The organism is Agromyces lapidis, from assembly GCF_009749405.1.
GTDB classification, from domain to species: domain Bacteria; phylum Actinomycetota; class Actinomycetes; order Actinomycetales; family Microbacteriaceae; genus Agromyces; species Agromyces lapidis.
The window spans coordinates 133,927-160,029 of record NZ_WBIQ01000009.1 but is presented as its reverse complement, the minus strand read 5'-3'; the positions used below and the strand labels follow the sequence as shown (position 1 = coordinate 160,029).

Sequence of the window (26,103 nt, the reverse complement as noted above, 5' to 3'; positions counted from 1 at the left end):
GCGCGCTCAGCCGCGCGGCGGTGCGGTCGTGCTCGAGCGCACCACGAGGCGGGTCGGCAGCGGGGCGCCCGAATCGGGGAGCGGGTCGGCGACCTCGCCCTCGCCGAGCAGGCGCAGCACGGCGTCGACGGCGAGGCGGCCCTGCTCGCCCGGCGCCTGCTCGACCGTGGTGAGTCCGAACATCTCGGCGTACTCGTGGCCGTCGACGCCGATGACCGAGAGCTCGCCGGGCACCGCGATGCCGAGCCGCTCGGCGGCGATCATCGCCCCGATCGCCATCTCGTCGGAGGCGGCGAACAGCGCGGTCGGGCGCGGGCCGGGCCGGCCGAGGAGCTGCAGCGCCCCGGTGCATCCGGCCGGCATCGTGGTGTCGGCCTCGACGACGTGGCCCTCGCCCGGCGCGAGGCCGGCGGAGGCGAGCGCGTCGAGATAGCCCCGCAGCCGTTCGCCCGGCACGCTGCCCGGCTCGGCCACGGCGTCGAGGCCCGCCAGGTGCGCGATGCGGGTGTGGCCGAGGCCGAGGAGGTGCTCGGTGGCGAGCGTGCCGACGGCGTGGTCGTCGATCGCGAGCCGGGCGTCGACGGCGCCGCGCCCGCCGAGGCAGACGAGCGGTTTGCCGCTCTGCGCGAGTCTCGCCGCCTCGTGCTCGGCGAGGTCGACGCCGATCGCGATGACCGCGTCGACGCGCTTGCGTGCGAGGAAGAACTCGAACACCCGATCGCGCGCAGGACCGTGCTCGCCGACGTTGTAGAGCGTCAGGTCGTACCCCGCTGAGAGCAGCGCGCGCTCGATGCCTTCGAGCACCTCGCCGAAGAACCACCGGTTCACGATCGGGATGACGACGCCCACGTTCTTCGTGCGTCCGGTGACGAGGCTGGCGGCGGCGGGCGAGGCGATGTACCCGATCTCGGATGCCGCGGCCTCGACCCGCCTGCGGGTGTCGGCGGCGACGTGGCCGCCTCCGGAGAGCGCTCGCGAGGCGGTCGCCTTCGACACGCCCGCCAGGCGCGCGACATCGCCGATGGCCGCCATCCGCAACCCCCTCCGTCGGGCAGTTCCGGGGCCGAGCCTAGTGGCAGACCGGCTTGGGATGGAACCGGTTCCGGAAGAATCGCCCGACGACGCGTGGGAGCGCTCTCGCACAGTGAACCCGCACGTCTGTACGGTGACTGATTCGTGACCACGGTTCCCTTGTGGACGCCAGTACCCCTGGCCTAGCGTGGGGTCTGGAACCGGTTACCGGCTCCGCCCTGCACCACACTCAACGAGGAGATGACATGAGATTCACACGGCATCGCCGTCTGATGGCCCCCGTCGTGGTGGCCGCAGCGGTCGGTCTCACGCTCACGGCCTGCACGGGCGACACCGCGAACGACGAAACGGCGACCGGGGACTGCGGGCCCTACGAGACCTACGGCGCCTTCGACGACGGCACCGAGGTCGACGTCTACGGCACGATCCTCGACCCCGAGGCCGAACTGCTGAACCAGTCCTGGGCCGACTTCGAGAACTGCACCGGCATCGACATCGTCTACGAGGGCTCCGACCAGTACGAGGAGCAGCTCAACGTCCGCATCGAAGGCGGCAACCCGCCCGACCTCGGGATCACCCCGCAGCCGGGCCTCATCGCGCGCCTCGCCCAGCAGGGCGACCTGCTGCCCGCTCCCGAAGCGGTCGCCGACAACGTGGCCGAGTACTGGTCCGACGACTGGGCCGCCTACGGCACCGTCGACGGCACCCTGTACGGCGCCCCGCTGATGGCGAACATCAAGGGCTGGATCTGGTATTCGCCGACGCTCTTCGAGGAGAACGGCTGGGCGGTGCCCGAGACGCTCGACGAGCTCGCCGCACTGACCGACGAGATCCGCGATTCGGGCGCGGTCGACAAGCCGTGGTGCGTCGGCTTCGCCTCCGGCGTCGCGACCGGCTGGCCCGGCACCGACTGGGTCGAGGACTTCGTGCTCCGCATGTCGGGCCCCGAGGTCTACGACCAGTGGACGACGCACGAGATCCCGTTCAACGACGCGGCGATCGCCGAGGCGTTCGACTCGGTCGGCGAGTTCATCCGCACCGACGACAACGTCAACGGCGGTCTCGGCGACGTGCGCTCGATCGCGACGACCGACTTCGGCGACGCGGGCCTGCCCATCATGGACAACGCCTGCGCGATGCACCACCAGGCCTCGTTCTACGAGGGCTTCTGGCCCGAGGGCACCACGGTCGCCGAAGACGGCGACGTGTGGGCGTTCATGCTGCCGGGCACCGAGGCCGGCGCCAACGCGGTCACGGGCGGCGGCGAGATCGTCGCGGCATTCGCCGACACCGACGAGGTCGTGGCCGTGCAGACGTACCTGTCGAGCCCCGAGTGGGCGAACTCGCGGGTCAGCCTCGGCGGCGTCATCAGCGCCAACACCGGGCTCGACCCCGAGAACGCGGGCAGCGAACTGCTGAAGGCATCGGTCGCCCTCCTGCAGGACCCGAACACCACGTTCCGCTTCGACGGCTCCGATGTGATGCCCGCCGCGGTCGGTTCCGGTACGTTCTGGACCGGCATGGTCGACTGGATCGGCGGCAAGAGCACGGCCGACACGCTCGACTTCATCGAAGCGAGCTGGCCGCAGGAGTGACGGATGCCCCGGGGTCGCGCCGTGCGCGGCCCCGGGGTGCTCCGACCCCACGGCGCGTCGCGGCGCGCCGGACCGTCGTCGTATCCTTCTGCGATCGGAGGCCCTCGAGGTGACCACAGCCGACCTGCTCGGCAAGATCTTCCAGATCCTGCTCGGGCTCGCGATCTTCGCGGCCGTCATCGGGCTGATCCTCTTCCTGATCGACCGTGCTCCCAAGCGCGGTCGTGACTGGTATCAGCTCGTCCTGTTCCTCGCCCCCGCCTGCATCCTGCTGGCGGTGGGCCTGCTCTACCCGGCGGTGCGCACCGCCTTCACGTCGTTCACCAATCGCGCCGGCGACTTCATCGGCTTCGACAACTACGTCTGGATGTTCACCCAGCCCGAGGCGCTGCAGACCCTCGGCAACACGATCCTCTGGGTCGTGCTCGTGCCGACGCTCTCGACCGCGGTGGGCCTCGCCTACGCGGTGTTCATCGACCGATCGCGCGGCGAGCGCATCTACAAGTCGCTCGTGTTCATGCCCGTCGCGATCTCGTTCGTCGGTGCGGGCATCATCTGGAAGTTCGTCTACGAGTACCGCCCGGCCGCCAGGCCCCAGATCGGCCTGCTCAACCAGGTCGTGGTCTGGTTCGGCGGAGAGCCGGTGCTCTGGCTGCAGGAGCCGATCGTCAACACGATCCTGCTCATCATCGTCATGATCTGGGTGCAGACCGGTTTCGCGGTCGTCGTGCTCTCCGCATCGATCAAGGGCATCCCCTCCGAGCAGCTCGAGGCGGCCGAGCTCGACGGGGCGACCAACTGGCAGCGGTTCCGCAACGTGACGCTGCCCGGCATCAGGGGCGGCCTCGTCGTCGTGGTCACGACGATCACGATCGCGACGCTCAAGGTGTTCGACATCGTGCGCGTCATGACCGGCGGCAACTTCAACACGAGCGTGATCGCGAACGAGATGTACACCCAGGCGTTCCGTGCGGCCGAGCCCGGTCGCGGAGCAGCGCTCGCGCTGGTGCTGTTCCTGCTCGTCGTGCCGGTCGTGGTCTACAACATCCGCGTGCTCCGCAAGCAGAGGGAGATCCGATGAGCCAGACCACCGGTTCGACCGACCGGGCTGTCGTGAGAGAGCTCGACGCCGCCGCCCGGCGCGGCTACAACCTCGACGGCACGAAGGCGGCACGCGTCAAGCGCCGCCTGACCTCGCGCCGGGGGACCGCGTTCGCCCTGCTCATCGCGGTGCTGTGGACAGTGCCGACCTTCGGGCTGTTCGTCTCCTCGTTCCGGCCCGCCGAACTCATCAACACGACGGGCTGGTGGACGGCGTTCGAGAATTGGGGCTGGACGCTCGACAACTACAACGAGGTCCTGTTCTCGGCGTCGTCGTCGGCGCCCCAGCTCGGCTCGTACTTCGTGAACTCGCTCGCGATCACGATCCCGGTGGTCGTCTTCGCGACGGTCCTCGCCGCGATGGCCGCCTACGCGCTCGCCTGGATCAAGTTCCCCTTCGCCGACTGGGTGTTCGTGATCATCTTCGCGCTGCAGATCGTGCCGCTGCAGATGGCGCTCATCCCGCTGCTCCAGATCTTCACCACGACGCTGAAGCCCGCGCAGGAGTGGCTGCACGGCGTCGTGCCGATCATCCCCGACGAGACGTACGTGCAGGTGTGGATCGCGCACACGATCTTCGGTCTGCCGCTCGCGATCTTCCTGCTGCACAACTTCATCTCCGAGATCCCGCGCGAGCTCATGGAGGCCGCGCGCGTCGACGGGGCCACGCACGGCCAGATCTTCCTCCGCATCGTGGTGCCGCTCTCCGTGCCGATCCTCGCGTCGTTCGCGATCTTCCAGTTCCTCTGGGTCTGGAACGACCTGCTCGTCGCGCTCGTGTTCTCGGGCGGCACCGCCGACGTCGCGCCGCTCACGCAGCGCCTCGCCGAGCTCGCCGGCCAGCGGGGGCAGACCTGGCAGCGCCTGACGGCCGCGGCCTTCGTCTCGCTCGTCGTGCCGCTCATCGTGTTCTTCAGCCTGCAGCGCTACTTCGTGCGCGGGCTGCTCGCCGGATCGACGAAGGGCTGACCCGCAACGGGCAGGGGGAGCCGGATGCCGCGTGGTCGACCACGCGGCATCCGTGCTGCCGTTGCGGCGGCGGACCGCTCCGCCCGAGGCGAACCGAGGGCAGCCCGGTGCGATCGCGGTCGTAGGGTGAAGCCATGAGCATGCACGGCGGTGGGGGCGGTGGCGGGGGCGCACAGGTCGGGCGCTACGGCACGGCGCGCACGCGCATCGCCTCCTCCGACGAGTCGGCGCAGCGGGCGGCCAACGCCGAGGCGCCGAAGATTCCGCACCTGTTGCGGCGCATCGCCGAGCTCTTCGCCCCGCACCGGGGTGCGCTCGTCACGACGGTCGTGCTCGTGCTCGTCGGGGCGGCGCTCGCCATCATCCCGCCCCTGCTCACCCAGCGCGCGTTCGACGACGGCTTGTTCCCGGTCGACGCGAGCGGAGCGGTGTCGGGACCGAACCTGCCGGTGCTCATGTGGCTCGTCATCGCGATGATCGCGGTGTTCGTCGTCTCGGCGCTGCTCGGCGTCTGGCAGACCTGGCTCACCGCCACGATCGGCAACAGCGTCATGGGCACCCTGCGCGTGCGGCTGTTCACGCACCTGCAGGCGATGGAGCTGAGCTTCTTCACCCGCACGAAGACGGGCATCATCCAGTCGCGCCTGCAGAACGACGTCGGCGGCGTCGCCGGCGTGCTCACGAACACCGTGTCGAGCGTGCTCGGCAACACGGTCACCGTCATCTCGGCGTTCATCGCGATGCTGCTGCTGAACTGGCAACTGACGCTCATCGCCCTCGTGCTGATGCCGTTCATGGTGATCGCGCAGCGCCGGGTCGGGCAGGTGCGGGCGCGCATCGCGGGCAAGACGCAGGAGTCGCTGTCGGAGATGACGGCGATCACGCAGGAGACGCTGAGCGTGTCGGGCATCCTGCTGTCGAAGAGCTTCACGCGGCAGCGGAGCGAGATCGAGCGCTACGCCGAGGAGAACCGCAATCAGATCCGGCTCCAGGTCAAGCAGCAGATGACCGGCCAGTGGTTCTTCGCGATGGTGAACATCTTCATGTCGTCGATCCCCGCGATCGTGTACCTGGTGGCGGGCTGGCTCATCGCGGGCGGCACCGCCGGCCTCACCGCCGGCACCATCGTCGCGTTCACGACCGTGCAGGCGCGGCTGCTGTTCCCGCTCATGGGGCTCATGCGCGTCGCGCTCGACCTGCAGACCTCGAGCGCGCTGTTCGCGCGCATCTTCGAGTACCTCGACCTGCGCCCGACGATCACGGATGCACCGGAGGCCCGCGAAGTGCCGGTCGGGCACGGCGTCGCGCCCGACGGTGCGGCCGACGTCGGCGAGGTGCCCGGCACGCGGGGCGCCCTCGGCCGCGTCGAGTTCGACGAGGTGTCGTTCCGCTACCCCGACGCCGACGACGAGTCGCGCCCGACGCTCGACGGCGTGAGCTTCACGATCGAGCCCGGCCAGTTCGCCGCATTCGTGGGGCCGAGCGGTGCCGGCAAGACGACGGTCTCGTACCTCGTGCCGCGGCTGTACGAGGCATCCTCGGGCACCGTGCGCTTCGCGGGCGTCGATGTGCGCGAGCTTCGGCAGGAGTCGCTCATGTCGCACATCGGCATCGTGAGCCAGGAGACGTACCTGTTCCACGCGACGATTGCCGAGAACCTGCGATACGCCAGGCCGGATGCCACGGACGCCGAGCTCGAGGCCGCGGCCAGGGCCGCGAACATCCACGACACGATCGCCTCCTTCCCCGACGGCTACGACACCGTCGTGGGCGAGCGCGGCTACCGCCTCTCCGGCGGCGAGAAACAGCGCATCGCGATCGCCCGCGTGCTGCTCAAGGATCCGGCGGTGCTCGTGCTCGACGAGGCGACGAGCGCGCTCGACACCATCTCGGAGCGCGTCGTGCAGCAGGCCCTCGACGACGCGGCGCGCGGGCGCACGACCATCGCGATCGCGCACCGCCTCTCGACGGTCGTCGCCGCCGACGTCATCTTCGTGGTGGTCGCCGGCCGCATCGTCGAGCGCGGCACGCACGCCGAGCTCGTCGATGCCGGCGGCGTGTACGCCTCGCTCTACCGCCAGCAGGAGGAGCGGCCGGTGCAGGGGGCCGGGGCGCTCGAACCCTGATCCCGCTCGGAATTCGCCCTTGCGTCGTGTGGGGGACACCCCAATAGAGTGTGGAGCGTTACGTGCCGGGGGGCCGAGGGGGGCGAGCTTGTCGACGACCGAGACCGATGTGCCGACGACCGCAACGGGGGACACCGGGTCTCCGCCTCCGACTCCGCAGGCAGCACCACCCGCATCGGCGGCGCCCCGACCGAGGCCCGCCCGCCAGCGCCGGGTCGGCCTCAGCATCCAGTCGAAGCTGTTGATCATGCTGCTCGGCGTCAGCCTCGTCTCCTCGATCATCGTCGGGGTGATCGGCTTCATGAGCGGCCGCGAGTCGCTGAAGGCGGCCGCGATCGACCAGTTGACCACGATCCGCGAGCTCCGCACCGGCGAGCTCGAGCGCGTCATGGAGGGAGTCCAGACCGGGGTCGCCCTCGATTCGCGCAACCTCAGCGCGCAGACGGCGTCGAAGGCGTTCAACGCGGGGTGGGCCGAGCTGCAGGACGTCGAGCTCACCGCCGAGGAGGAGGCCGAGCTCCAGGAGTTCTACGACGAGGGGTTCATCCCGCGCCTCGAGGAGGCGACCGGTGAGGACTTCGCGAGCGGCGGATTCGTTCCCGACTCGTCGGCGGGCAGGTACCTGCAGCTGCACTACACCGCGCCGTTCGACGGCGACTACGACGCCGCCCATGCAGTGATGGATGCGGGCGACGGCAGCGCGTGGAGCGCGGCGCGCGCCCGGTTCCACGACTACTTCCAGCGCATCGTCGCCGCCTCCGACTACGAGGACGTGCTGCTGCTCGACACCTCGGGCAACGTCGTCTACTCGGCGTACGGCGGTGTCGACCTCGGAACGAACGTGCTCGACGGGCCCTACGAGAACAGCCTGCTCGCCGGCGCCTATCGCGATGCGATCGCGTCGAACACGGTGAACACCGCGATCACCACCGACTACGAGCGGTACCAGCCGTCGCTCGGCGTGCCCTCGCTGTGGATCGTGTCGCCGGTCGGCAACGACACGACCATCACCGGCGCGCTCGCGTACCAGATCCCGATGAGCATCGTGAACGATGCGCTCACCGGCGACGAGCGCTGGAAGGAGCAGGGACTCGGCGACACCGGCGAGATCTTCGTGGTCGGCCGCGACCGGCTCATGCGGAGCATCTCGCGGATGCTCGTCGAGCACCCCGACGACTACGTCACGGCCGTGACCTCGAACGGCACGCCGCCGAACGTCGCCGAGCGCATCGTCGAGGTCGGCGGCACGGTGCTGCTGCAGCCGATCGACTCGATCTCGGTGGAGCGGGCGCTCGAGGGGGCGACAGGCACGAACGAGTCGATCGGCTACACCGGGACCGACGGCATCACGGCCTACACGCCCGTCGAGATCGACGGCGTGGACTGGGTCGCGGTCGCCCGCATCGACACCTCCGAGGCTTTCGCGCCCGTCGACGTCTTCACCCGCAACCTCGTCATCTCGACGCTCGCCATCCTGCTCGCGGTGAGCCTGCTCTCGATGGTGCTCGCCCAGGTGTTCACCCGCCCCGTCCGGCGTCTCTCCGACGCCGTGCGCCGGGTCGCGGGCGGCGACCTGTCGGTGCAGGTGCCCGCCGGCTCGCGCGACGAGTTCGGCGATCTCGGCAACGCGTTCAACGACATGAGCTCGAGCCTGCGCATCAAGCAGGAGCTCATCGACGAGCAGCGAGACGAGAACGAGCGGCTGCTGCACACGCTCATGCCCGAGACCGTCGCGAAGCGCTACCGCGACGGCGAGGAGACGATCGCGGAGGTGCACCAGGACGTCTCGGTCATCTTCGCCGAGCTCGTCGGCTTCGATGACTACGCCGCGACGCTCGACGACGAGGAGGAGCTCGCGCAGCTGAACACCCTGATGCGCAGCTTCGACGAAGCCGCCGAGCGGGCGGGCGTCGAGAAGGTGCGCACCCTCCGCAACGGCTACCTCGCGAGCTCGGGACTCATCGTGCCCCGCGTCGACAACGTGCGCCGGGCGGTCGACTTCGCGGTGGAGCTGCGCAGCGTCATCTCGCGCTTCAACGCGCAGCACGAGGCATCCCTCGAACTGCGCGCCGGGGTGTCGAGCGGAAGCGTGACGAGCGGGCTCGTGGGCCGGACGAGCCTCGCCTACGACCTCTGGGGCGACGCGGTGAACCTCGCCTACCGGGTGCGCGGGGTGACCGGCAGCCCGGGCATCTACGTCAGCCAGGCGGTCAAGGACCGCATGCTCGAGGGCGCCCGGATCGTGTCGGCCGGCACCATCGAGACGGCGAGCGGCGACGAGACCGTCTGGCGGGTGGAGTAGTCGTGGAGGAGCTCTTCGGCTCGGGCTGGCTCGTGTGGGCGATCGTGCTCGCACTGGGCGTGCCGCTGCTGCTGGTCGTGCTCACCGAGGTGCTCGGCTGGCTGACCCGGCGGGGCAGCGCCGCGGCGAAGCCCGTACGGCTGCTGCGCAACTGGGTGGTGCCGGTCGCCGCCCTGTTCGGGCTCCTGGTCTTCGCCGTGCAGTCGCCGGCCGACCAGGTCTGGGCACGCGTCGTCGCGACCGTGCTCGGCTTCCTCGTCATCCTGCTCGTGCTGAGCGCGCTCAACGTCGCGCTCTTCGCGAACGCGAAGCCGGGCAGCTGGCGCGAGCGGATCCCGTCGATCTTCGTCGACCTCGGCCGGCTCGGGCTCACGGTCGTGGGGCTCGCCATCCTCTTCTCCTGGGTGTGGAACGCCGACGTCGGCGGCCTGATCGCGGCCCTCGGCGTCACCTCGATCGTGATCGGCCTCGCGCTGCAGAATGCGGTCGGCGGCATCATCTCGGGCCTCCTGCTGCTCTTCGAGCAGCCGTTCAAGCTCGGCGACTGGCTCGACGCCGCGGGGGTGCGCGGCCGGGTCGTCGAGGTGAACTGGCGGGCGGTGCACATCGACACGGGCGCGGGCGTGCAGATCGTGCCGAACTCCTCGCTCGCGGGCGCCTCGTTCACGAACCTCAGCCTGCCCACCGAACTGCATCGGGCCGGCACCACCGTGCAGTTCTCGACGGACGATCCGCCGCACGAAGTCATCGAACTGCTCATCGAGGTCGCTGGCACGCTGCCGATGCGGATGACCGGCGAGGCGCCGTCGGCCCGCTACCTCGGCGCGGCGAAGTACGAGGTCGACGTGCCCGTGCAGGGGCCTGCGACGGCCGACGCCGCGGTCTCGCTGCTGCTCGCCTGGCTCTGGTACGCCGCCCGGCGGCGCGGGCTCTCGCTCGACGGCGACGCGAGCGACCCGATCGCCGAACCCGATCGGCTCGACGAGGCCCTCGCGCAGGTCGCCCCGGCGTTCAGGCTGAGCGCCGACGACCGTGCCCGCCTCGCCCCGAGCTGCCGGCTCGAGCGGTACGGCACGGGCGAGATCGTGCAGCAGCCCGACCGCGTGCCCGACGTGATGCGGGTCGTCGTCGACGGTCGGCTCCGGCTCGCGGTCGTGACCGATCGCGGGGCGATCGAGTCGGGCCTCGCCGACGTGGGCGACTCGGTCGGCCAGACGGTGCTGACGCGCGAGCCCTCGTTCGTGCGCGCGACCGCCGCCGAGGTGACGACGGTGCTCGTGATGCCGCTCGCGGTGATCGACGAGATCGTGCATGCGAACCCCGCGGTCGCCCGCGACATCGGCCAGGCGATCGAGACGCGTCGCCGGGCGGCGGCCGACGCGGTGGCGTCTGCGGGGATCGTGCGGGGAACGCTCGACCGGCGTTGACGGGCTCGGCGACGGTGCGACCCGGTTCCACCCGGTGAGACCGGGGTCCGAGAGTTCACGCAGGCGGGGCGAACTCCGCCAGCGGCGACGCAAGGCCGACGATGGTCTCCGTGATCTGTTCGGGAGCGAGGTGGTGATCGGCGAAGGCCAGCACCGGGTGGGACCCGACGCGGTAGCTGACCGCAGCGTGACGGAGAAGCCGCTCATCGTTCGTGTCGTTGCCGAACGCGATGTACGAACCATCCGCGATGCCGAGCCGCCGGAGCGCGTCGTGCTTCGTGACATTCGGACCGGAGATGTCGACCAGGCCCTCATCGGGGTGCACGTGAATCGACAGCGTGGAAGCCCTGAGCGCGTCGACGACCTCAGCCGCGGTCGTGAACAGCACCACTTTGGAGTACGTGTCGAGCTCTTCACGCGGTACATTGCGTGCGAGCCGGCCGGCGTCGAGCTGTCGGAAGATCCGATGTGACGGATCTCCGGAGAACGAATAGTCCCACTCGCCGTCGATGAGCGCAGCGAGACCGTGCCGTTCGATCAGCGCGTCGACCACGCCTCGCTCGTTCGCCGCGATCCCAACGGTCGTCGTTCGCCCGTCGCTGCGGGTGAATGCCCCATTGCCGCCGATGAGGTCGAGGTGCTGCAGGTCGGCAGGGAGGACGGGAAGCAGGTCGCGAATCGGTCGAGCGGACGCGAACACGACTCGCTCACGAGTTGTGAGTTCACGGAGCGCATCGAGCGTTTCAGCAGGGATCGTTCGGCCATCGAAGCAGACCGTACCGTCGATATCGAAGACCACGGCGCTCGTCATCCGAACACCGTACCTGATCGCATGTCGAGTGCGGCGGGCGGTGCCTGCCCCGACCGGTGATGCAGGAACCCGGAAGGTCCGTCCGGTCTCCGCCGGCTCTGCCGGGACTATCCGACGAGCGGCGTGCGCTCGGCGAGCATCGACTCCATGAGCTCGATCTCGCTCGTCTGGCTGTCGACGATCGACTGGGCGAGCGCCACGACGACCTCGGTCGACGAGCGGTCGAGCACGGCCTCGGCCATGTCGACGGCACCCCGGTGGTGGGCGATCATGAGTTCGAGGAACCGCACCTCGGCCTCGACTCCGGAGAGTGTACGGAGTTCGGCGACCTGGGCGGGCGTCGCGAGTCCGGGCATCGGCGCACCGGGTTCGTGCAGGGTGCCGTCGGCCCCGGACTCGTCGGCACCGGAACCGTCGGCCCCGTGCGAGGCATGGCCGGAGCCGTCGGCGGCGGGCCGGGTCATCCACGTCATCGACGGTTCGCGGCCCGCCTGCGAGAGCCCCCAGCTCGCGAGCCAGCCGTACATCTGCCCGGCCTGCTGGGCCTGCGTGGTCGCGATGTCGTAGGCGAGCAGCCGCACCTCCTCGTCGGAGGTCTCGTCGCGGACGATCATCGCGAGCTCGACGCCCTGCTGGTGGTGCACCTGCATGTCGCGCGCGAAGCCGGCTTCGGCGCTCGTCGTCGTCGGCGTCGGCTCGGCGAGGGTCGAGAGCCGGCCGAACGCGAACGCAGCGACCGCCACGACGACGACGGCGAGAAGGGCCACGACCACGACCGCGACGCGCCCGCCTCGGCCGGCTGGACCGCGTCGGGGCGACGGCGGCTGCGGCGCAGCGGACGAGGCGGCGGTCGTCGCCGTCTCGGGTGCGGTCACGACACCTTGCCGGGCGCGTCGTACGCGCCGGTGCAGGAGGCGCCCGGCTCGGGCACGTTCTGGCTCTGCCAGTACTCCTCGAAGAAGGCGGCGATGCGCGGGTCGTCGGCGTCGTCGAGCTGGAGCTGCGAGTTCCAGCCGCTCAGCACGATGGGGGAGGGCAGCCCCTCGAAGGGCGACAGCACGACGTAGCTCGAGGGCAGCTTCGACTTCAGGGTCGCGAGCTCGTCGTCCGAGACCTTCGCGGCGTCGTAGGTGACCCAGATCGCGCCGTGCTCGAGCGAGTGCACCGCGTTCTCGTTCGGCACGGGCTGCTCGTAGACGCCGCAGTTCAGCCACATCTGGTTGTGCTCGCCGCCCGCGGGAGGGGTCTGCGCGTAGTCGACGACGCCCTCGACGTGGCCTGCGCCGTTCTCGAAGGTCTCGACGCCCTCGATCGCCGCGCCGTCGCCGCCGGCGCCGTAGCTGGCGGGCTGCGGCGTGAGCACGATCGCGGTGATCAGCAGCGCGATGACGGCGACGCCGCCGGTGACGCTCGACCAGAGCACGATCTTGCGATTGCGCTTCGCCCGCGCCTCCTTCTTGCGGAACTCCTCGAGCTTGCGCTGGCGCTCGGCGGCGCGCTGCTCCTTGACGCTCTGCTGCTTCGCCTGCTGCTTCGCCTTCGGGGGGATGGGCGGGGTCGCGCTCACGCGGGCCTCTCTCGATTCGGGGACGCCGACGGTGTGGGGAACACCGTCGATGTCGCGGGACTAGGAACCATACGAACGCATGCGGCTGGGAGAACGCCGCATCGCGCTCGAGGATGCGGCACGGTGCATCCGCCTCGCGCCATTGCCATCGTCATCGTGACAGGCTGCGCGCCGCGGGGCTAGAGTTGACCACGTGATCCTCTCGCTGTGTTGTCGCTGACGCCGACGTCTCCCGACCCCACGCACGCACACTCGCCCCGATCTCTCGCCGCCCGTCATACCGCCGGCCGAGCAGCCGCGGCCGATACGCAAGGACACCCATGAAGTACGCAGAATCCATCGTCGACCTCGTCGGCGATACGCCCCTCGTCAAGCTCCAGCACGTCACGAAGGGCGTCACGGATGCCACGGTGCTGGTCAAGCTCGAGTACCTGAACCCGGGCGGCTCCTCGAAGGACCGGATCGCCGGTCGCATCATCGACGCCGCCGAGCGCGACGGCCTGCTCAAGCCGGGCGGCACGATCGTCGAGCCGACGAGCGGCAACACCGGGGTCGGCCTTGCGCTCGTCGCGCAGCAGCGCGGCTACCGCTGCGTGTTCGTGTGCCCCGACAAGGTGGGAGAAGACAAGCGCAACGTGCTCACCGCCTACGGTGCCGAGGTCGTCGTGACGCCGACCGCGGTCGCGCCCGACAGCCCCGAGTCGTACTACGGGGTCTCCGACCGGCTCGCCCGCGAGATCCCCGGGGCGTTCAAGCCCGACCAGTACTCGAACCCGAACGGGCCGCGCTCGCACTACGAGACCACGGGCCCAGAGATCTGGCGCGACACCGACGGGCGGGTGACGCACTTCGTCGCGGGCGTCGGCACCGGCGGCACGATCACCGGCACCGGGCGGTACCTGCGCGAGGTGTCGAACGACCGGGTGCGCATCATCGGCGCCGACCCCGAGGGCTCGGTCTACTCGGGCGGCACGGGCCGTCCCTACTTCGTCGAGGGCGTGGGAGAGGACTTCTGGCCGACGGCGTACGACCCGGCGGTGCCGCACGAGATCATCGCGGTGAGCGACGCCGACTCGTTCGCGATGACCCGGCGCCTCGCCCGTGAGGAGGGCATCCTCGTGGGCGGTTCGAGCGGCATGGCCGTCGTCGCGGCGCTCGAGGCCGCTGCGGCGCCCGGCGTCACCGCCGACGACGTCTTCGTCGTGCTGCTGCCCGACGGCGGCCGCGGGTACCTCGGCAAGATCTTCAACGACAAGTGGATGCGCGCCTACGGCTTCGGCAACGCGCCCGCCGGGCACACCATCGCCGAACTGCTCGCGGCGAAGGCCGACCGCACCGCCCCGCTCGTCTACGTGCACCCGAACGACACCGTGAAAGAGGCCATCGACCGCATGACCGAGACCGGCGTCTCGCAGCTCGTCGTGCTGTCGGCCGAGCCGCCCGTCGTGCTCGGCGAGGTGCTCGGCGCGCTGCATGAGGAGGTGCTGCTCGACCAGGTGTTCTCGGGGGTGGTGAAGCTCACCGACGAGGTGAGCACCGTCGTCGGCGAGCCCCTGCCGCTCATCGGCGTGACCGAGCCCGTGGCGTCGGCCCGCCAGGCCTTCGCCGGCGCGCCGGCGATGCTCGTCACCGACGGCGGCAAGGCGCTCGGCGTGATCACCCGCACCGACCTGCTCGGCTACCTCTCCCACTAGACACCCATCCTCACCGATTCAGGAGATCGCACGCCAGTCAGGACGATTCCCGCCGAATCGTCCTGAGCAGCCTCCGAATTCCTGAAACATCCGCGAAAGGCACCGCACCATGCACGACGACGCACGCTTCGACACCCGCGCGATCCACGCGGGCCAGGCCTTCGACCCGACGACCGGCGCGGTCATCCCGCCCATCTATCAGACCTCGACCTACGTCCAGGACGGCATCGGCGGCCTCCGCGGCGGCTACGAGTACTCGCGGGGCGGCAACCCGACGCGCACCGCACTCGAGACCCAGCTCGCGGCGCTCGAGGGCGGCGCGCACGGCCTCTCGTTCGCCTCGGGCCTCGCCGCCGAGGACGCGCTGCTGCGCACGGTCGTGAAGCCCGGCGACCACGTGCTGATCGGCAACGACGTGTACGGCGGCACCCACCGACTCATCCGTCGCATCTTCGGCGACTGGGGCGTGCGCCACTCGACCGTCGACACGAGCGACGTCGACGCGATGCGTGCCGCGATCGAGCCGGGCGCGACGAAGGTGCTCTGGATCGAGACCCCCTCGAACCCCCTCATGAAGGTGTCGGATGTCACGGCGCTCGCCGAGCTCGGACACGAGGCGGGCCTCCTCGTGGTCGTCGACAACACCTTCGCGTCGCCGGCGCTGCAGCAGCCGCTCGCCCTCGGCGCCGACGTCGTCGTGCACTCGACGACGAAGTACCTCGGCGGGCACTCCGACGTGGTCGGCGGGGCGCTCGTCTTCGGCGCCGGCGAGCGCCTCGACGAGGTGCACGAGCGGGTGCGGTTCACCCAGTTCGCGGCGGGTGCCGTGTCGGGTCCGTTCGACGCGTTCCTCACCTCTCGCGGCATCAAGACCCTCGGGGTCCGCATGCAGCGGCACAGCCAGAACGCGCTCGCGATCGCCCGTCGCCTCGACGAGCACGCAGGCGTCGAGCGCGTCTACTACCCGGGGCTCGAGTCGCACCCGGGGCACGAGCTCGCGGGCCGTCAGATGTCGGGCTTCGGCGGCATGCTGTCGATCTCGCTCGCAGACGGGGGTGCGGCGGCGCGTCGCTTCGCGGAGTCGACCGAGCTGTTCCAGCTCGCCGAGTCGCTCGGCGGGGTCGAGTCGCTCGTGAACTACCCCTCGGAGATGACGCACGCCTCGGTGAAGGGCACCGAGGCCGAGGTGCCCGAGTCGGTGGTGCGGCTCTCGGTCGGCATCGAGGACGTCGACGACCTGCTCGCCGACATCGACCAGACGCTCGCACGGCTGTAGCTCTCCCGACGTCGACCGCCGTCGCGCGGCTGCCGGTCTCCGGCGGCCGCGGCGCGGAGCCGAGCGCTTCCTGAGCCCGGGTGCGCCCGGGGTGCGACAATGGAGGTGACGGCGCGCGGCACGTCACCGGCGCCGAGGAGATGAGCGCCATGGTCTGGCTCTGGATCACCCTCGTCATCGCGATCGTGCTCGCGATCGTGCTGTTCTTCATGTCGGTGAAGATCGTGAAGCAGTACGAGCGCGGCGTCGTGCTGCGATTCGGCCGGCTGCACAACGTCCGCGATCCCGGCATCCGGTTCATCATCCCGATCGTCGACGTGATGACGAAGGTGTCGTTGCGCATCATCACCGTGCCGATCCAGTCGCAGGGCATCATCACGAAGGACAACGTGAGCGTCGGCGTCTCGGCGGTGGCGTACTACCGCATCGTCGACCCGGTGAAGTCGGTGATCGCCATCGAGAGCGTGCAGTCCGCGATCGACCAGATCGCACAGACCACCCTGCGCAAGGTCGTCGGCCAGCACCACCTCGACGAGACGCTCGCCGAGACGGCGAAACTCAACGTCAACATCCGCGAGATCCTCGACGTGGTCACCGTCGACTGGGGTGCGCAGGTCACGCTCGTCGAGCTCAAGGACATCCTGCTGCCCGACTCGATGAAGCGGGCGATGGCCAAGCAGGCCGAGGCCGAGCGCGAGAAGCGCGCGAAGATCATCGCGGCCGAGGGCGAGGCGCTCGCGGCGACGCAGCTCGGCGTCGCGTCCGACACGATGATGTCGCACCCGCTCGCCCTGCAGTTGCGCACCCTGCAGACCCTCGTCGAGGTCGGGGTCGACAAGAACACGCTCGTGGTGGTGCCGGCGCCGCTGATGGGCTCGATCAGCGAATTGACGTCGTTCATCGATCGCGAGGCGGCGGTCGCGCAGGTGCGCGGGCGGTGATCGAGGGCGCCGTCGGCGCGGTGCGTGCCAGCCCCTGGGGCGCACCGGGGATCGCCGTTGCATCGAGTGGCAGGATATCGATGAAGTGTGTCGATCCAGCCATCGCGGCGTGTCGGCGGGATGCCCCAGAATGAGCGGGTGACTTCGAACGACACCGCCGCACCCGCGGCCCAGCACGCCGCGAGCGGCGAGCACCACGGCGGCACCCTCGGCCTCGGTCAGGGTACGGCGCTCTACATCGCGAGTGTGCTCGGCACCGGCATCCTCGTGCTGCCCGGCCTCGCCGCGAAGGCCGCCGGGCCCGCCTCGATCGTGGCCGTGGCGGCGGTGCTCGTGCTCTCCATCCCGCTCGCCGGCACCTTCGCCGCGCTCGCGGCGCGCTATCCCGACGCGGGCGGCGTGGCGAGCTACGTTCGGCGCGCGCTCGGCGACACCGCGGCGCGCATGGCCGGCTACTGGTTCTACTTCGGCGTGTGCATCGGCGCACCGGTGCTCGCGGTGCTCGGCGGCGAGTACGTCGTCGCCGTGCTCGGCATCGACCGCTCTGCCGTGCCGCTCATCGGCCTCGCGGTGTTCGTGCCGCCCTACATCGCGAACTGGTTCGGGGTGCGCGTCGCGGGATGGGTGCAGTTCGTGCTCTCGGGCCTGCTCGTCACCGTCGTCGTCGGTGTGGTCGCCGTGACCTTCCCCGCGGCCGAGGCGTCGAACTTCCAGCCCTTCCTGCCGAACGGCTGGGCTGGGGTCGGCGTCGCCATCAGCCTCTTCGTCTGGGCCTTCGCCGGATGGGAGGTCGGCACCCACATCGCGGGCGAGTTCAAGAACCCGCGCCGCACCATCCCGCTCGCGACGGCGATCGCGGTCGCGGTGGTCGGCGTCGCCTATCTGGCCCTCCAGTTCGTGACCGTCGCGGTGCTCGGCGACCGCGCCGGAGACGGGCAGGTGCCGCTGCTCGCCCTCGTCGAGACCACTGCGCCCGGCATCGGCCCGGTGCTCGTCGCCATCATCGCGGGCATCGTCACGGTCGGCGTGATGAACGCGTACCTGCCGGCGTTCGGCAAGCTCGGCGCCGCGCTCGGCCGCGACGGCGACCTGCCGCGCTTCCTCGCGAAGGGTGCCGCCGACGGCGAGGTGCCCCGCCGCGCGCTCGCCGTGACGGGGGTGATCATCCTCATCTACTACGGGCTGATGCTCGCGAACTATCTCGACCTCTCGGGCTTCATCCTGATCCACACGAGCAACATGGTCGCGATCTACGCCGCCGGCATGCTCGCCGCGACCCTGCTGCTGCGCCGCTGGTCGTTCGGCTGGTGGCTCGCGGTCGTCGCGACCGTGATGACGGTCGGCCTGCTGGCGCTCGCCTGGGCGAACCTCCTGGTGCCCGCGTTGCTCGCGCTCGCCGCGGTCGCCGTGACCGTCGTGCGCCGGTGGCGGGCGAGGCGCGCTCCGGGCGGCACGAGCGCCCATCACGAGTCCGACGCCCCCGTCGTCGCGAGCTCCGCCACTGACCCCGCACCCGCCCCCATCGCCCAGGAGCAGCACGCATGACCGAGTACCGCGCGCATTTCGACGCCGAGATCGACTTCGTCAACGGGGGAGGGCTGCGCGCGGAGGGGTTCCGCCTCGACCTGCCCTCGCCCGACCTCGGCGAGGCGGAGATCGGCGAACTGCTCGTCCGGCACCTCGGGCTCGCGCTCGTCGGCCGGGTCGCGCTCGCGAACCTCGAGATCGTCGCGGAGCCGCATCGCGGTTCACGGGGCGTGGGCGCAGAGGCCGGCACCGCGAGCGGGGCGGCGAGCGAAGCATCCGCCGGGCTTCGCGCGGGGCGCCCCGCGCTCGTCGACCTCAGCCACCCGATCTCGGCCGGTCTCGTGACCTACCCCGGCCTGCCCGCGCCGACGATCACGCCGCACCTCACCCGCGAGGCATCCCGCGAGCACTACGCACCGGGCACCGAGTTCGCGCTCGACGTCATCACGATGATCGGCAACACCGGCACCTACCTCGACAGCCCGTTCCACCGCTACGCCGACGGCGGCGATCTCGCGAGCCTGCCGCTCGAGACGCTCGTCGGCCTCCCGGCCGAGGTGTTCAGGCTGTCGGATGCCACGGGGCGCGGGATCCCCGCCGAGGTCTTCTTCGATCGCGAGCTGGCCGGTGCCGCCGTGCTGCTGCACACGGGGTGGAGCCGCCACTTCGGGCGTCCCGAGTACGCGACGGGAGCGCCCTTCCTCACCGAGGCCGGCGCGCGGCACCTCGTCTCGGCCCGAGTCGCGGCGGTCGGCATCGACTCGCTCAACATCGACGACGCCGAGTCCGAGGGCGAGCGCCCGGCGCACTCGATCCTGCTCGCGGCGGGGGTGCACGTGATCGAGCACCTGACGGCGCTCGAGCGGGTACCCGTGCACGGTGCACGGTTCACGGCCGTGCCGCCGCGCGTCGAGGGCTTCGGCACCTTCCCGGTGCGCGCATTCGCAGAACTCCCGTCGGGGCGTCCGGTGGCGTGAGGGCCGCGCGTGCGTGAGTATTGAGGAATGAGCGTTCCCGCCTATTCCCTTCGCGACGGCAACACGATTCCCGCGATCGGGCTCGGCACCTACGGGCTGAACGACCAGCTCGGCATCGACGCCATCACCTCGGCCATCGCCGACGGCTACCGGCTCATCGACACCGCCTACAACTACGGCAACGAAGAGGCGGTCGGCGAGGCGATCGAGCGCACCGACGTCGACCGCAGCGACCTCGTCATCACGACGAAGCTGCCCGGTCGCCACCACGGCTTCGACGAGACGCTCGCGAGCTTCGAGGAGTCGCGGAAGCGGCTCGGACTCGAATGGGTCGACCTGTACCTCATCCACTGGCCGCTGCCGCGCATCGACAAGTACGTCGAGAGCTGGCGCGCGATGATCTCACTGCGCGAGAAGGGGCTCGTGCGGGCGATCGGCGTCTCGAACTTCACGCCCGCGATGCTCGAGCGGCTCATCGACGAGACGCGGGTCGCCCCGGTCGTCAACCAGGTCGAACTCCATCCCTACTTCCCGCAGGACGAGCTGCGCGCCTTCCACGACGAGCACGACATCCGCACCGAGAGCTGGAGCCCGCTCGCACGCCGCACCGAACTGCTGCGCGAGCCGGTCGTGGTCGATCTCGCGGCCGCGCACGGCGTGAGCCCCGCGCAGCTCGTGCTGCGCTGGCACGTCGAACTCGACGCCGTGCCGATCCCGAAGTCGTCCGACCCCGAGCGTCGGCGCGAGAACCTCGACGTGTTCGGCTTCTCGCTCAGCGCCGAAGAGGTCGCGGCGATCTCGGCACTCTCGCGGGGGCGCATCTGGGGCGCCGACCCCGAAACGCACGAGGAGTTCTGAGCCGCGAGCTCGATGCATCCCCCTCGCACGTGCTTCGGCTTCCACCCGGGGATCACCAGAGCAGGACCGGCACCGGGAGCGTCCCCGAGTCCCCGAAACCGCTTCGCACGAGGACTGGAACATCATCTCCCCGGGCGCTGCCGCGGCCGAGATCGGCGTCAGCGCCGCCGCGGCGTGCGGAAGACCGTGACGATCCGGGCGTCGTTCCGGTGCGGTGCGCAGCGACCCGCGGGCGCGGGGGACTTGAGTTCAAGCGCCCTTGAGGTCGTAGGCTCGATCAGGTGAGTGAGCCGACCGCCGAGACGCCGATCCCGACCCGCGAGACCGGGGGGATCGAGACCGTGGAGGCCGTCGCCGCCCAGGCGAAGGGGCCCCTGTCGCCGCCGTACCGCTGGCTCTCGATCGGCATGTTCTCGCTCATCTTCCTCGCGGCGTTCGAGGCGATGGCGGTCACGACGGTCATGCCGATCGTCGCCCGCGACCTCGACGGCGTCGCGCTCTTCGCGCTCGCGTTCGCCGTGCCGCTCGCCGCCGGCATCGTCGGCATGGTGATCGCGGGCAACTGGACCGACCGCTCGGGGCCGCTGCCCTCGCTCATCACCGCGGCGGTGCTGTTCGTCGTCGGACTCCTCATCGCCGGCACCGCGACCGACATGACGGTACTCATCATCGGCCGCTTCGTGCACGGGCTCTCGGGTGCCGCCGTGATCGTGCCGCTCTACGTCATCGTCGCGCGCGTCTACCCCGACGCGCTGCGCGCCCGGGTGTTCGCCGGGTTCGCCGCGGCGTGGGTGATCCCCTCGATCATCGGCCCCGCGGTCGCGGGCGCCATCGCCGAGGTGTTCAGCTGGCACTGGGTGTTCCTCGGCGTCATCGTGCTCGTCGCCCCGGCGGCGGCGATGGTCGTGCCCCCGATCGTGCGGGTGCGCGAGAAGATCCAGGGCGACCCGGCCGTCGCGTGGAGCATCGGCAGGGTGGGCTGGGCCGTGCTCACGGCGGCCGCCGCTCTCGGGCTGTCGCTGGCGAAGGAGTTCGCCGACCCGTGGCGGTGGGTGGTCGCCGCCGTGGCGATCGTGCTCATCGTCGTCGCGGCCCGGCCGCTGCTGCCGGCCGGCACGCTGCGAGCCGCGCGCGGGCTGCCCGCGACCGTGCTGCTCCGCCTCATCGTCGCCGGGGCCTTCTTCGGCAGCGAGATCTACCTGCCGTACCTCTTCATGGAGCGTTACGACTTCCCGGCGAGCCTCGCGGGCGCGGTGCTCACCGGCGCGGGGGTCAGCTGGGCGGTCGCGTCGTGGCTGCAGGGGCGCCTCGGTGATCGCGTCTCGAACGCGCAGGCGGTCATGATCGGCTCGGTGCTGCTCACGATCTCGCTCGTCGGCGTGCTCGCGGTGGCGGCGTTCACCCTGCACCCGGCGATCGCGTTCGTGGCGTGGACGCTGGCGGGCGCCGCGATGGGGTTCATGTACCCCCGTCACTCGGTCGCGGTGCTCGGTCTCTCGCCCGTCTCGGCGCAGGGGTTCAACAGCGCCGCGCTCTCGATCGGCGAGTCGCTCGGCGCATCGTCGGCGCTCGCGGTCACGGCGCTCGTCTCGAGCGCGGTCGCGGCGTCGGCGTTCACGGCCGACTTCTCGGTGACGGTCGTCATCGCGCTCGTCGCGGTGGTGCTCGCACCGCGGGTGCGCCCGCGCCCCGTGGCATCCGTCGGCTGAACGATCGCCCGCCCGACGGCCGGATCGCCGCGAGCGCTCGCCGGCCCCGCTGGCCCGACGCTCGCGCGTCCGCCATCGCGACCGAACCGGGTCCCTGCGACGGAACCCCGTTCCCTCGGGGTTCCGTGCGGAAATCGCCCCCGGAGCGGGGGCGGGCATCCGGATCGGTGGATCGAGGTGAATCGAGGTTTGTACTTGCCGCCGAAGTTGCATACGACGACCGGACCCTTGATCTCTGCGAGAACCTGACGGCCGGCGGCCATTATCTCCTCGGTGAGCAGGACGCGCTCGGCGGCGAGGTCGACCTTGTGCGCCTCAAGCGCGGCCGCCGTCTGCGACCGGTCGAACGACAACCCCTCAGAGTCAGCCCACCGCGACACCGTCGACGGCGAACACTTCAGCTCCTTCGAGATCGCACGACACGACAGACCCTGATCGAAGAGCCGCCGCGCCTCTACGCGTTTGCTGTCGAGCGTCCCGCGTCGCGCCATTCGGGTTCACCTCGTCGGGCCTCTTGCCCCCTGCGGTGTGCGTCGAGACGGGGCGGGTGCGATTCGGTGGGATGGAACCTGGCGGCTCGGTAGGTTCAATACGTGATCAGCTTTGCGATTCCAGTCGAGTTCGGACGCCCCGAGGCGGGCTGGTGGATGGTGGCCATCACTGCGTGTTCGGTGGTCGCATCCGGGGTGTTGGCTTGGCTCGCCTACATGAATGGGCGGAAGGCCACAACCATCGCGGCGGAGGCTGCGGCGCGCGATGAAGAGCACCGCACGCGGGAGCTCGATCGTCGAGCGCAGGACGAGCGGTCGCAAGTGGCCCTTGCCATGCTGCGCGCGCTCGCCGCTGTGGAGCGATACGCGAGCAATGATCTCGGTCAATGGCAGACCACGGTGGCCGAGGTCGAGAAGGAGATGATCCTTCGTCGCTCGGAAGCGCTGGCATTCATCGACCTCTATGCGACGGAGGAAGACGACGAGGAGTTGCACGTCTGGTTTGATTCCGCCTTCGACGCACTCGTCAAGCTGGGACAGATGACTCCGACCCCCATTCTGAAAGTGCTCCCTATCGTCCACAACACTCGGCGAGGAGCAGTGCTTTGGAACGAACGTCTAGTGACTTCGGGTCAGCTGGCTGTGGGAGACCTTCCATAGGCTGTCGCACCCCGTGGCACCGGCTCGTTACCTTTTCGGAGGCGCATGGCCTCGTTCGGGGGTCTCACCTGCGACACGTTCGAGAGGTTGATCGATAGTCTGCTGGGATGACCAATCCGGCGCGGCGGTTGCAGATGATCTTTGCCCGGTGGAGCGATGCGTACACCGGGCACACATCGGCGCACAGTGCGCGGGAGTGGAACTCGGCGCCCTCAGTGGCGATGGATCAGCACCTCGAGGCGTTCCGGCTGTTGCTAGCCATCGGAGACAGCCTCGATTATCTCGAAGCGAAGAACGTCAACGTGAACGTCTATCGGGCTGCGTACGTGGAATGGACGAAGATAGTCCTGAACAACCCGAACGCTTGGACAACTGCGCTCGGGCGCGAGGCTGCGTTCCCTGAACACCCGATCGCACACCTCGACACGCTCGCAACCGTGCTCGACCTTGATCGGCCTGTTCTGCACCCGGAGCCGGAGGCGAAGCTGCGCGCCGTGGTTGACCAGGTGATGGAGCTACTCGGAGCCGATGAGTCGATCTCGCCATCACTACGGGAGTACGTGTACCGGCTCGTGACGGAGATCCGAACAGCGCTCGATGACGAGGCCGTGATGGGTTCGTTCGACTTCGCTGAGGGCGCGCAGCGGCTTTGGATTGCGCTGTTCGCGGCAGCGGGTCAGTCGACGAAGATGCGGTCGAAGTGGAAGGCTGCGGCGTCCGGCATATTCAGAGATGCGGGCGTCGCCGCGTTGGGTAGCTTGCCGAGCGTCGGGCTCACGATCGCCCAAATTGCGAGCACCGCCTCATGACCGCCCACTGAGCGGCTGCGACCTACCGGCCTGACCGATTCTGGAGCTCGCTCGAATGTCGGGGGCGAGTGAGAGTGTGTAGGGCTCGGCTCAACGTGGGGCGAGCAGGAAGGTTGGTCTGAACGTTGTCTGCTGAAGCTCGGTACTTCGTGACGTACTACTTCGAGGGCGAGGTGCTCTTCCAGAACGAGTACGCGCTGCTTCCGCCGGTGGTTGGGCAGGGCGTGCTGCACGGCAAGTTCTACAGGGTGGCGGACGTCTGGGAAGTGAACGAAAAGCACGCGCCGGTGACGCACGGGATCGCAGTGTTCCTGGAGAAAGTCGAGACGCCTGCCGTGTTCCGCGAGGTCGACCCCGCGTACTACGCCTAGGAACGACGAAACCCCCGTGCCTTCTGGCCGGGGGTTTCGTTGTGGACACACACATCCTGTGCAAGCTCCACCGTACCTGATCGAATGACAGGTATGTAGTTCAGCTGGGTGTGTCGGGGATGGCTCGGTAGTCGTAGAAGCCGTTTGCGGCGTCGCTGTTGCCGATGAGCTCGTAGGTCACGCCGGCGTGGTTGAGTTTCTCCTGTGGCGTGCCGTCGGAGTTGAAGTTCGCGATGATGATGTCGCCGGCGCCGACAGGTGCGGGGCCTCCGAGCGCTCCGTTGTAGGTTTCCGGGTTCATGGTGCCAGGGTATGAGGCGCCCCCGACAGCTTGTGGGATTGAGTGCTTCAGGTCAGCCTCGGCCTTATGCCTGTGGCCTGGGCAGCGGGGGTTGCCTACTCGCGTGCAGTCGTACCCGCCACCGAGTATCGGCGGACAGGCGCCGCACACTCGAGGACCGTTGGCAGCACAAAGCCCCGAGCCGATCTAACTCGGGGCGTTGTCGTGCTGTCAGCGGTCGCGGTGGCGCTTGAGTCCGGCTCGAGCGAAGTAGCTGTCGAACTCGTTGTGCCCGAACCCGTCCACGGTCCTCGCGAGGCCGTAGTCCCACTCGTCGACGTAGAAGTCGTAGGCATCCGTCGACTCGGCGGGCTCCATCGGGCTTCCACCGTCGATCCGGACCGCGTCGGCGACGGGGAGGTAAGCGCGGCCGCCGTCGACCGAGACGAGCGTGTTGCGATCGACGAGGGCACCGCGGTAGAAGATGTCGACCCAGAAGGTGTAGGCATTGGGGTCCGGGAACGACTTCGCCCACGGCCACCACAGCTCCCCGCGGTCGCGCGCGTCATCCCATGTGAAGCCCCACTCGATCGAGATGTCGATGTCGTCGCGGAGCACAACCTTCGACCCGTGGCTTCGCGCCTCTTCGATGCGCAAGCCACCCCCGCCGCCGCTTACGGTCGAGAATGCGTCGTGGTAGTACGGGCCGTGGGTGACCAGTTCCCAATCGGCAGGGGTGGTGTTGGTGATGATGTCGCGGAGTTCCTGAAGCTTCACGACACTCCTTTCGGATCGGAGTGGCTGCGCGCGATGTGGCGAGTCCGTCGAGACTACTGACAGCCACCGACACCCGTCCCGATATCTTCGATGCATGGATGCGGCGATGCTCTGGGTCACTGGTGTTGGTGCGGCTGCGGCGATTACCTCGGCGGTGATCGCTTTCGTTCAGGCAAACACGGCCATTCAAGGGCGGCGTGATGCTGAGGCCGCCCGCGATGAGTCGAGACGGGCGCGAGATGAGGCGGCGACCCTCGCTCGAGAGGCCAACGCAGCTCTCGACCGGCAGGCGAACGCCCAAGAGATGGCGCTGCCACCCGCGTGGAGCCCTGCAATCTCCGGCGGCGGGCAGAAGGTCTCCTTCCAGAACACCTCGAGTCGCCACATCATCGTCGAGCAGGTGGAGGTCGAGCCGGGCGAGGCGGCTGGCTTCACCCGGCTCCACGGAGAGGTCCCGCAGCGCATCGAGTATGGCGACTATCTCTCGGCGAGCGTTCTCAAGGGATTCGGATCGGGGCCGGAGCGTCTGATCGTGACCTGGCGGTTCGAAGGAGAGACGGGGACGCAGCGGACCGAGCGCAAGGTCTAGGCATTCTCTGAACCGTCGGTTTCAGGGGTGATCGGGCGCCACTCGTGCCGCTCGCTGTCGTACTCGACTTCGCCGACGATGTCGGCTGCGGCGGTCGAATCGAATCGACCCCGCGATGTGACTGTCACATGGCGGCATTGTGCGATCGCGCCGGGCGTGCATAATGGAATCACCTTCGATGTGAACGTGCACATCGACGTCGATCGGTCTGGCA

23 protein-coding genes and 1 pseudogene are annotated in these 26,103 nt (G+C 69.6%); 17 read left to right on the top strand and 7 right to left on the bottom strand.

The genetic code is table 11. The annotated features are described in order from the left end of the window. Positions 1–6: 6 nt before the first annotated feature. On the bottom strand, positions 7–1,032 hold the full coding sequence (locus GQQ93_RS15305) for a LacI family DNA-binding transcriptional regulator (RefSeq protein WP_157425106.1): 1,026 nt from the start codon (positions 1,030–1,032) through the stop codon (positions 7–9). 245 nt (positions 1,033–1,277) lie between these two features. Between GQQ93_RS15305 and GQQ93_RS15300 the strand changes: the two genes are divergently transcribed. The 6 genes from GQQ93_RS15300 to GQQ93_RS15275 all read left to right on the top strand — a co-directional run bounded on the left by GQQ93_RS15300 (position 1,278) and on the right by GQQ93_RS15275 (position 10,552). Continuing rightward, positions 1,278–2,627 carry an ABC transporter substrate-binding protein gene (locus tag GQQ93_RS15300; protein WP_157425105.1) on the top strand — a complete coding sequence of 450 codons (1,350 nt, stop codon included), beginning with the start codon at positions 1,278–1,280 and terminating at the stop codon, positions 2,625–2,627. A gap of 109 nt (positions 2,628–2,736) precedes the next feature. Further along, positions 2,737–3,708, top strand: a complete 972-nt coding sequence (locus tag GQQ93_RS15295) for a carbohydrate ABC transporter permease (RefSeq protein WP_157425104.1) — start codon at positions 2,737–2,739, stop codon at positions 3,706–3,708. Further along, entirely contained in the window at positions 3,705–4,697 is a 993-nt protein-coding gene (locus GQQ93_RS15290) for a carbohydrate ABC transporter permease (RefSeq protein ID WP_157425103.1), read from the top strand. Before GQQ93_RS15295 ends, GQQ93_RS15290 begins: the two co-directional genes overlap by 4 nt. A 140-nt stretch (positions 4,698–4,837) precedes the next feature. Beyond that, positions 4,838–6,823: an ABC transporter ATP-binding protein gene (locus GQQ93_RS15285; RefSeq protein ID WP_246192368.1), complete on the top strand. Its 1,986-nt coding sequence runs from the start codon at positions 4,838–4,840 to the stop codon at positions 6,821–6,823. Positions 6,824–7,070: 247 nt separating this feature from the next. Beyond that, a complete protein-coding gene (locus tag GQQ93_RS15280) occupies positions 7,071–9,125 on the top strand; it encodes an adenylate/guanylate cyclase domain-containing protein (protein WP_157425101.1) in 2,055 nt (684 codons plus the stop codon). Positions 9,126–9,127: 2 nt separating this feature from the next. Continuing rightward, complete coding sequence (locus tag GQQ93_RS15275) at positions 9,128–10,552, top strand: mechanosensitive ion channel family protein (RefSeq protein ID WP_157425100.1); 1,425 nt, start codon at positions 9,128–9,130, stop codon at positions 10,550–10,552. A gap of 55 nt (positions 10,553–10,607) precedes the next feature. On the opposite strand, the gene GQQ93_RS15270 is transcribed toward GQQ93_RS15275, so the two are convergent. The 3 genes from GQQ93_RS15270 to GQQ93_RS15260 all read right to left on the bottom strand — a co-directional run bounded on the left by GQQ93_RS15270 (position 10,608) and on the right by GQQ93_RS15260 (position 12,930). Then, positions 10,608–11,363, bottom strand: coding sequence for an HAD hydrolase family protein (locus tag GQQ93_RS15270; RefSeq protein ID WP_157425099.1), 756 nt, complete (start codon positions 11,361–11,363; stop codon positions 10,608–10,610). Between the two features lie 107 nt (positions 11,364–11,470). After that, the gene (locus GQQ93_RS15265) at positions 11,471–12,238 is read right to left on the bottom strand and encodes a DUF305 domain-containing protein (RefSeq protein ID WP_157425098.1); all 768 of its coding nucleotides are present in this window, start codon (positions 12,236–12,238) and stop codon (positions 11,471–11,473) included. Next, the gene (locus GQQ93_RS15260) at positions 12,235–12,930 is read right to left on the bottom strand and encodes a thioredoxin-like domain-containing protein (protein ID WP_157425097.1); all 696 of its coding nucleotides are present in this window, start codon (positions 12,928–12,930) and stop codon (positions 12,235–12,237) included. Before GQQ93_RS15260 ends, GQQ93_RS15265 begins: the two co-directional genes overlap by 4 nt. Before the next feature lie 320 nt (positions 12,931–13,250). On the opposite strand from GQQ93_RS15260, the gene GQQ93_RS15255 reads away from it, so the two are divergent. The 7 genes from GQQ93_RS15255 to GQQ93_RS15225 all read left to right on the top strand — a co-directional run bounded on the left by GQQ93_RS15255 (position 13,251) and on the right by GQQ93_RS15225 (position 21,912). Beyond that, entirely contained in the window at positions 13,251–14,624 is a 1,374-nt protein-coding gene (locus tag GQQ93_RS15255) for a cystathionine beta-synthase (RefSeq protein WP_157425096.1), read from the top strand. A gap of 109 nt (positions 14,625–14,733) precedes the next feature. Continuing rightward, on the top strand, positions 14,734–15,900 hold the full coding sequence (locus tag GQQ93_RS15250; RefSeq protein WP_157425095.1) for a cystathionine gamma-synthase: 1,167 nt from the start codon (positions 14,734–14,736) through the stop codon (positions 15,898–15,900). Between the two features lie 149 nt (positions 15,901–16,049). After that, positions 16,050–16,841, top strand: a complete 792-nt coding sequence (locus GQQ93_RS15245) for a slipin family protein (RefSeq protein ID WP_212277357.1) — start codon at positions 16,050–16,052, stop codon at positions 16,839–16,841. Between the two features lie 138 nt (positions 16,842–16,979). After that, a complete protein-coding gene (locus GQQ93_RS15240) occupies positions 16,980–18,386 on the top strand; it encodes an APC family permease (RefSeq protein WP_246192355.1) in 1,407 nt (468 codons plus the stop codon). Continuing rightward, positions 18,383–19,345 (top strand): cyclase family protein, encoded by a 963-nt coding sequence (locus tag GQQ93_RS15235; RefSeq protein ID WP_157425092.1) that lies wholly within the window; start codon positions 18,383–18,385, stop codon positions 19,343–19,345. The genes GQQ93_RS15240 and GQQ93_RS15235 overlap by 4 nt, the downstream gene beginning before the upstream one ends. Before the next feature lie 27 nt (positions 19,346–19,372). Beyond that, positions 19,373–20,203 carry an aldo/keto reductase gene (locus GQQ93_RS15230; protein WP_157425091.1) on the top strand — a complete coding sequence of 277 codons (831 nt, stop codon included), beginning with the start codon at positions 19,373–19,375 and terminating at the stop codon, positions 20,201–20,203. A 281-nt stretch (positions 20,204–20,484) separates the two neighbouring features. Next, positions 20,485–21,912, top strand: coding sequence for an MFS transporter (locus tag GQQ93_RS15225; protein WP_246192354.1), 1,428 nt, complete (start codon positions 20,485–20,487; stop codon positions 21,910–21,912). A 377-nt stretch (positions 21,913–22,289) separates the two neighbouring features. Here the strand turns inward: GQQ93_RS15225 and GQQ93_RS18270 are convergent. Further along, positions 22,290–22,403 (bottom strand): annotated as a pseudogene (locus tag GQQ93_RS18270) (helix-turn-helix domain-containing protein); the annotation flags it as partial. A gap of 102 nt (positions 22,404–22,505) precedes the next feature. Between GQQ93_RS18270 and GQQ93_RS15215 the strand changes: the two are divergent. The 3 genes from GQQ93_RS15215 (at position 22,506) to GQQ93_RS15205 (ending at position 24,243) form a co-directional block, all read left to right on the top strand. Beyond that, positions 22,506–23,063 (top strand): hypothetical protein, encoded by a 558-nt coding sequence (locus GQQ93_RS15215; RefSeq protein WP_157425089.1) that lies wholly within the window; start codon positions 22,506–22,508, stop codon positions 23,061–23,063. A gap of 107 nt (positions 23,064–23,170) precedes the next feature. Continuing rightward, on the top strand, positions 23,171–23,872 hold the full coding sequence (locus GQQ93_RS15210; protein ID WP_157425088.1) for a hypothetical protein: 702 nt from the start codon (positions 23,171–23,173) through the stop codon (positions 23,870–23,872). 149 nt (positions 23,873–24,021) lie between these two features. Continuing rightward, the gene (locus GQQ93_RS15205) at positions 24,022–24,243 is read left to right on the top strand and encodes a hypothetical protein (protein ID WP_157425087.1); all 222 of its coding nucleotides are present in this window, start codon (positions 24,022–24,024) and stop codon (positions 24,241–24,243) included. A 100-nt stretch (positions 24,244–24,343) separates the two neighbouring features. Here GQQ93_RS15205 and GQQ93_RS15200 read toward each other — a convergent pair whose 3' ends face one another. Then, complete coding sequence (locus GQQ93_RS15200; RefSeq protein WP_157425086.1) at positions 24,344–24,544, bottom strand: hypothetical protein; 201 nt, start codon at positions 24,542–24,544, stop codon at positions 24,344–24,346. A 210-nt stretch (positions 24,545–24,754) separates the two neighbouring features. Further along, positions 24,755–25,300: a hypothetical protein gene (locus GQQ93_RS15195; protein WP_157425085.1), complete on the bottom strand. Its 546-nt coding sequence runs from the start codon at positions 25,298–25,300 to the stop codon at positions 24,755–24,757. Between the two features lie 94 nt (positions 25,301–25,394). Here GQQ93_RS15195 and GQQ93_RS15190 point away from each other — a divergent pair, with 94 nt between their 5' ends. Continuing rightward, entirely contained in the window at positions 25,395–25,889 is a 495-nt protein-coding gene (locus tag GQQ93_RS15190) for a hypothetical protein (RefSeq protein WP_157425084.1), read from the top strand. Positions 25,890–26,103: the final 214 nt, after the last annotated feature.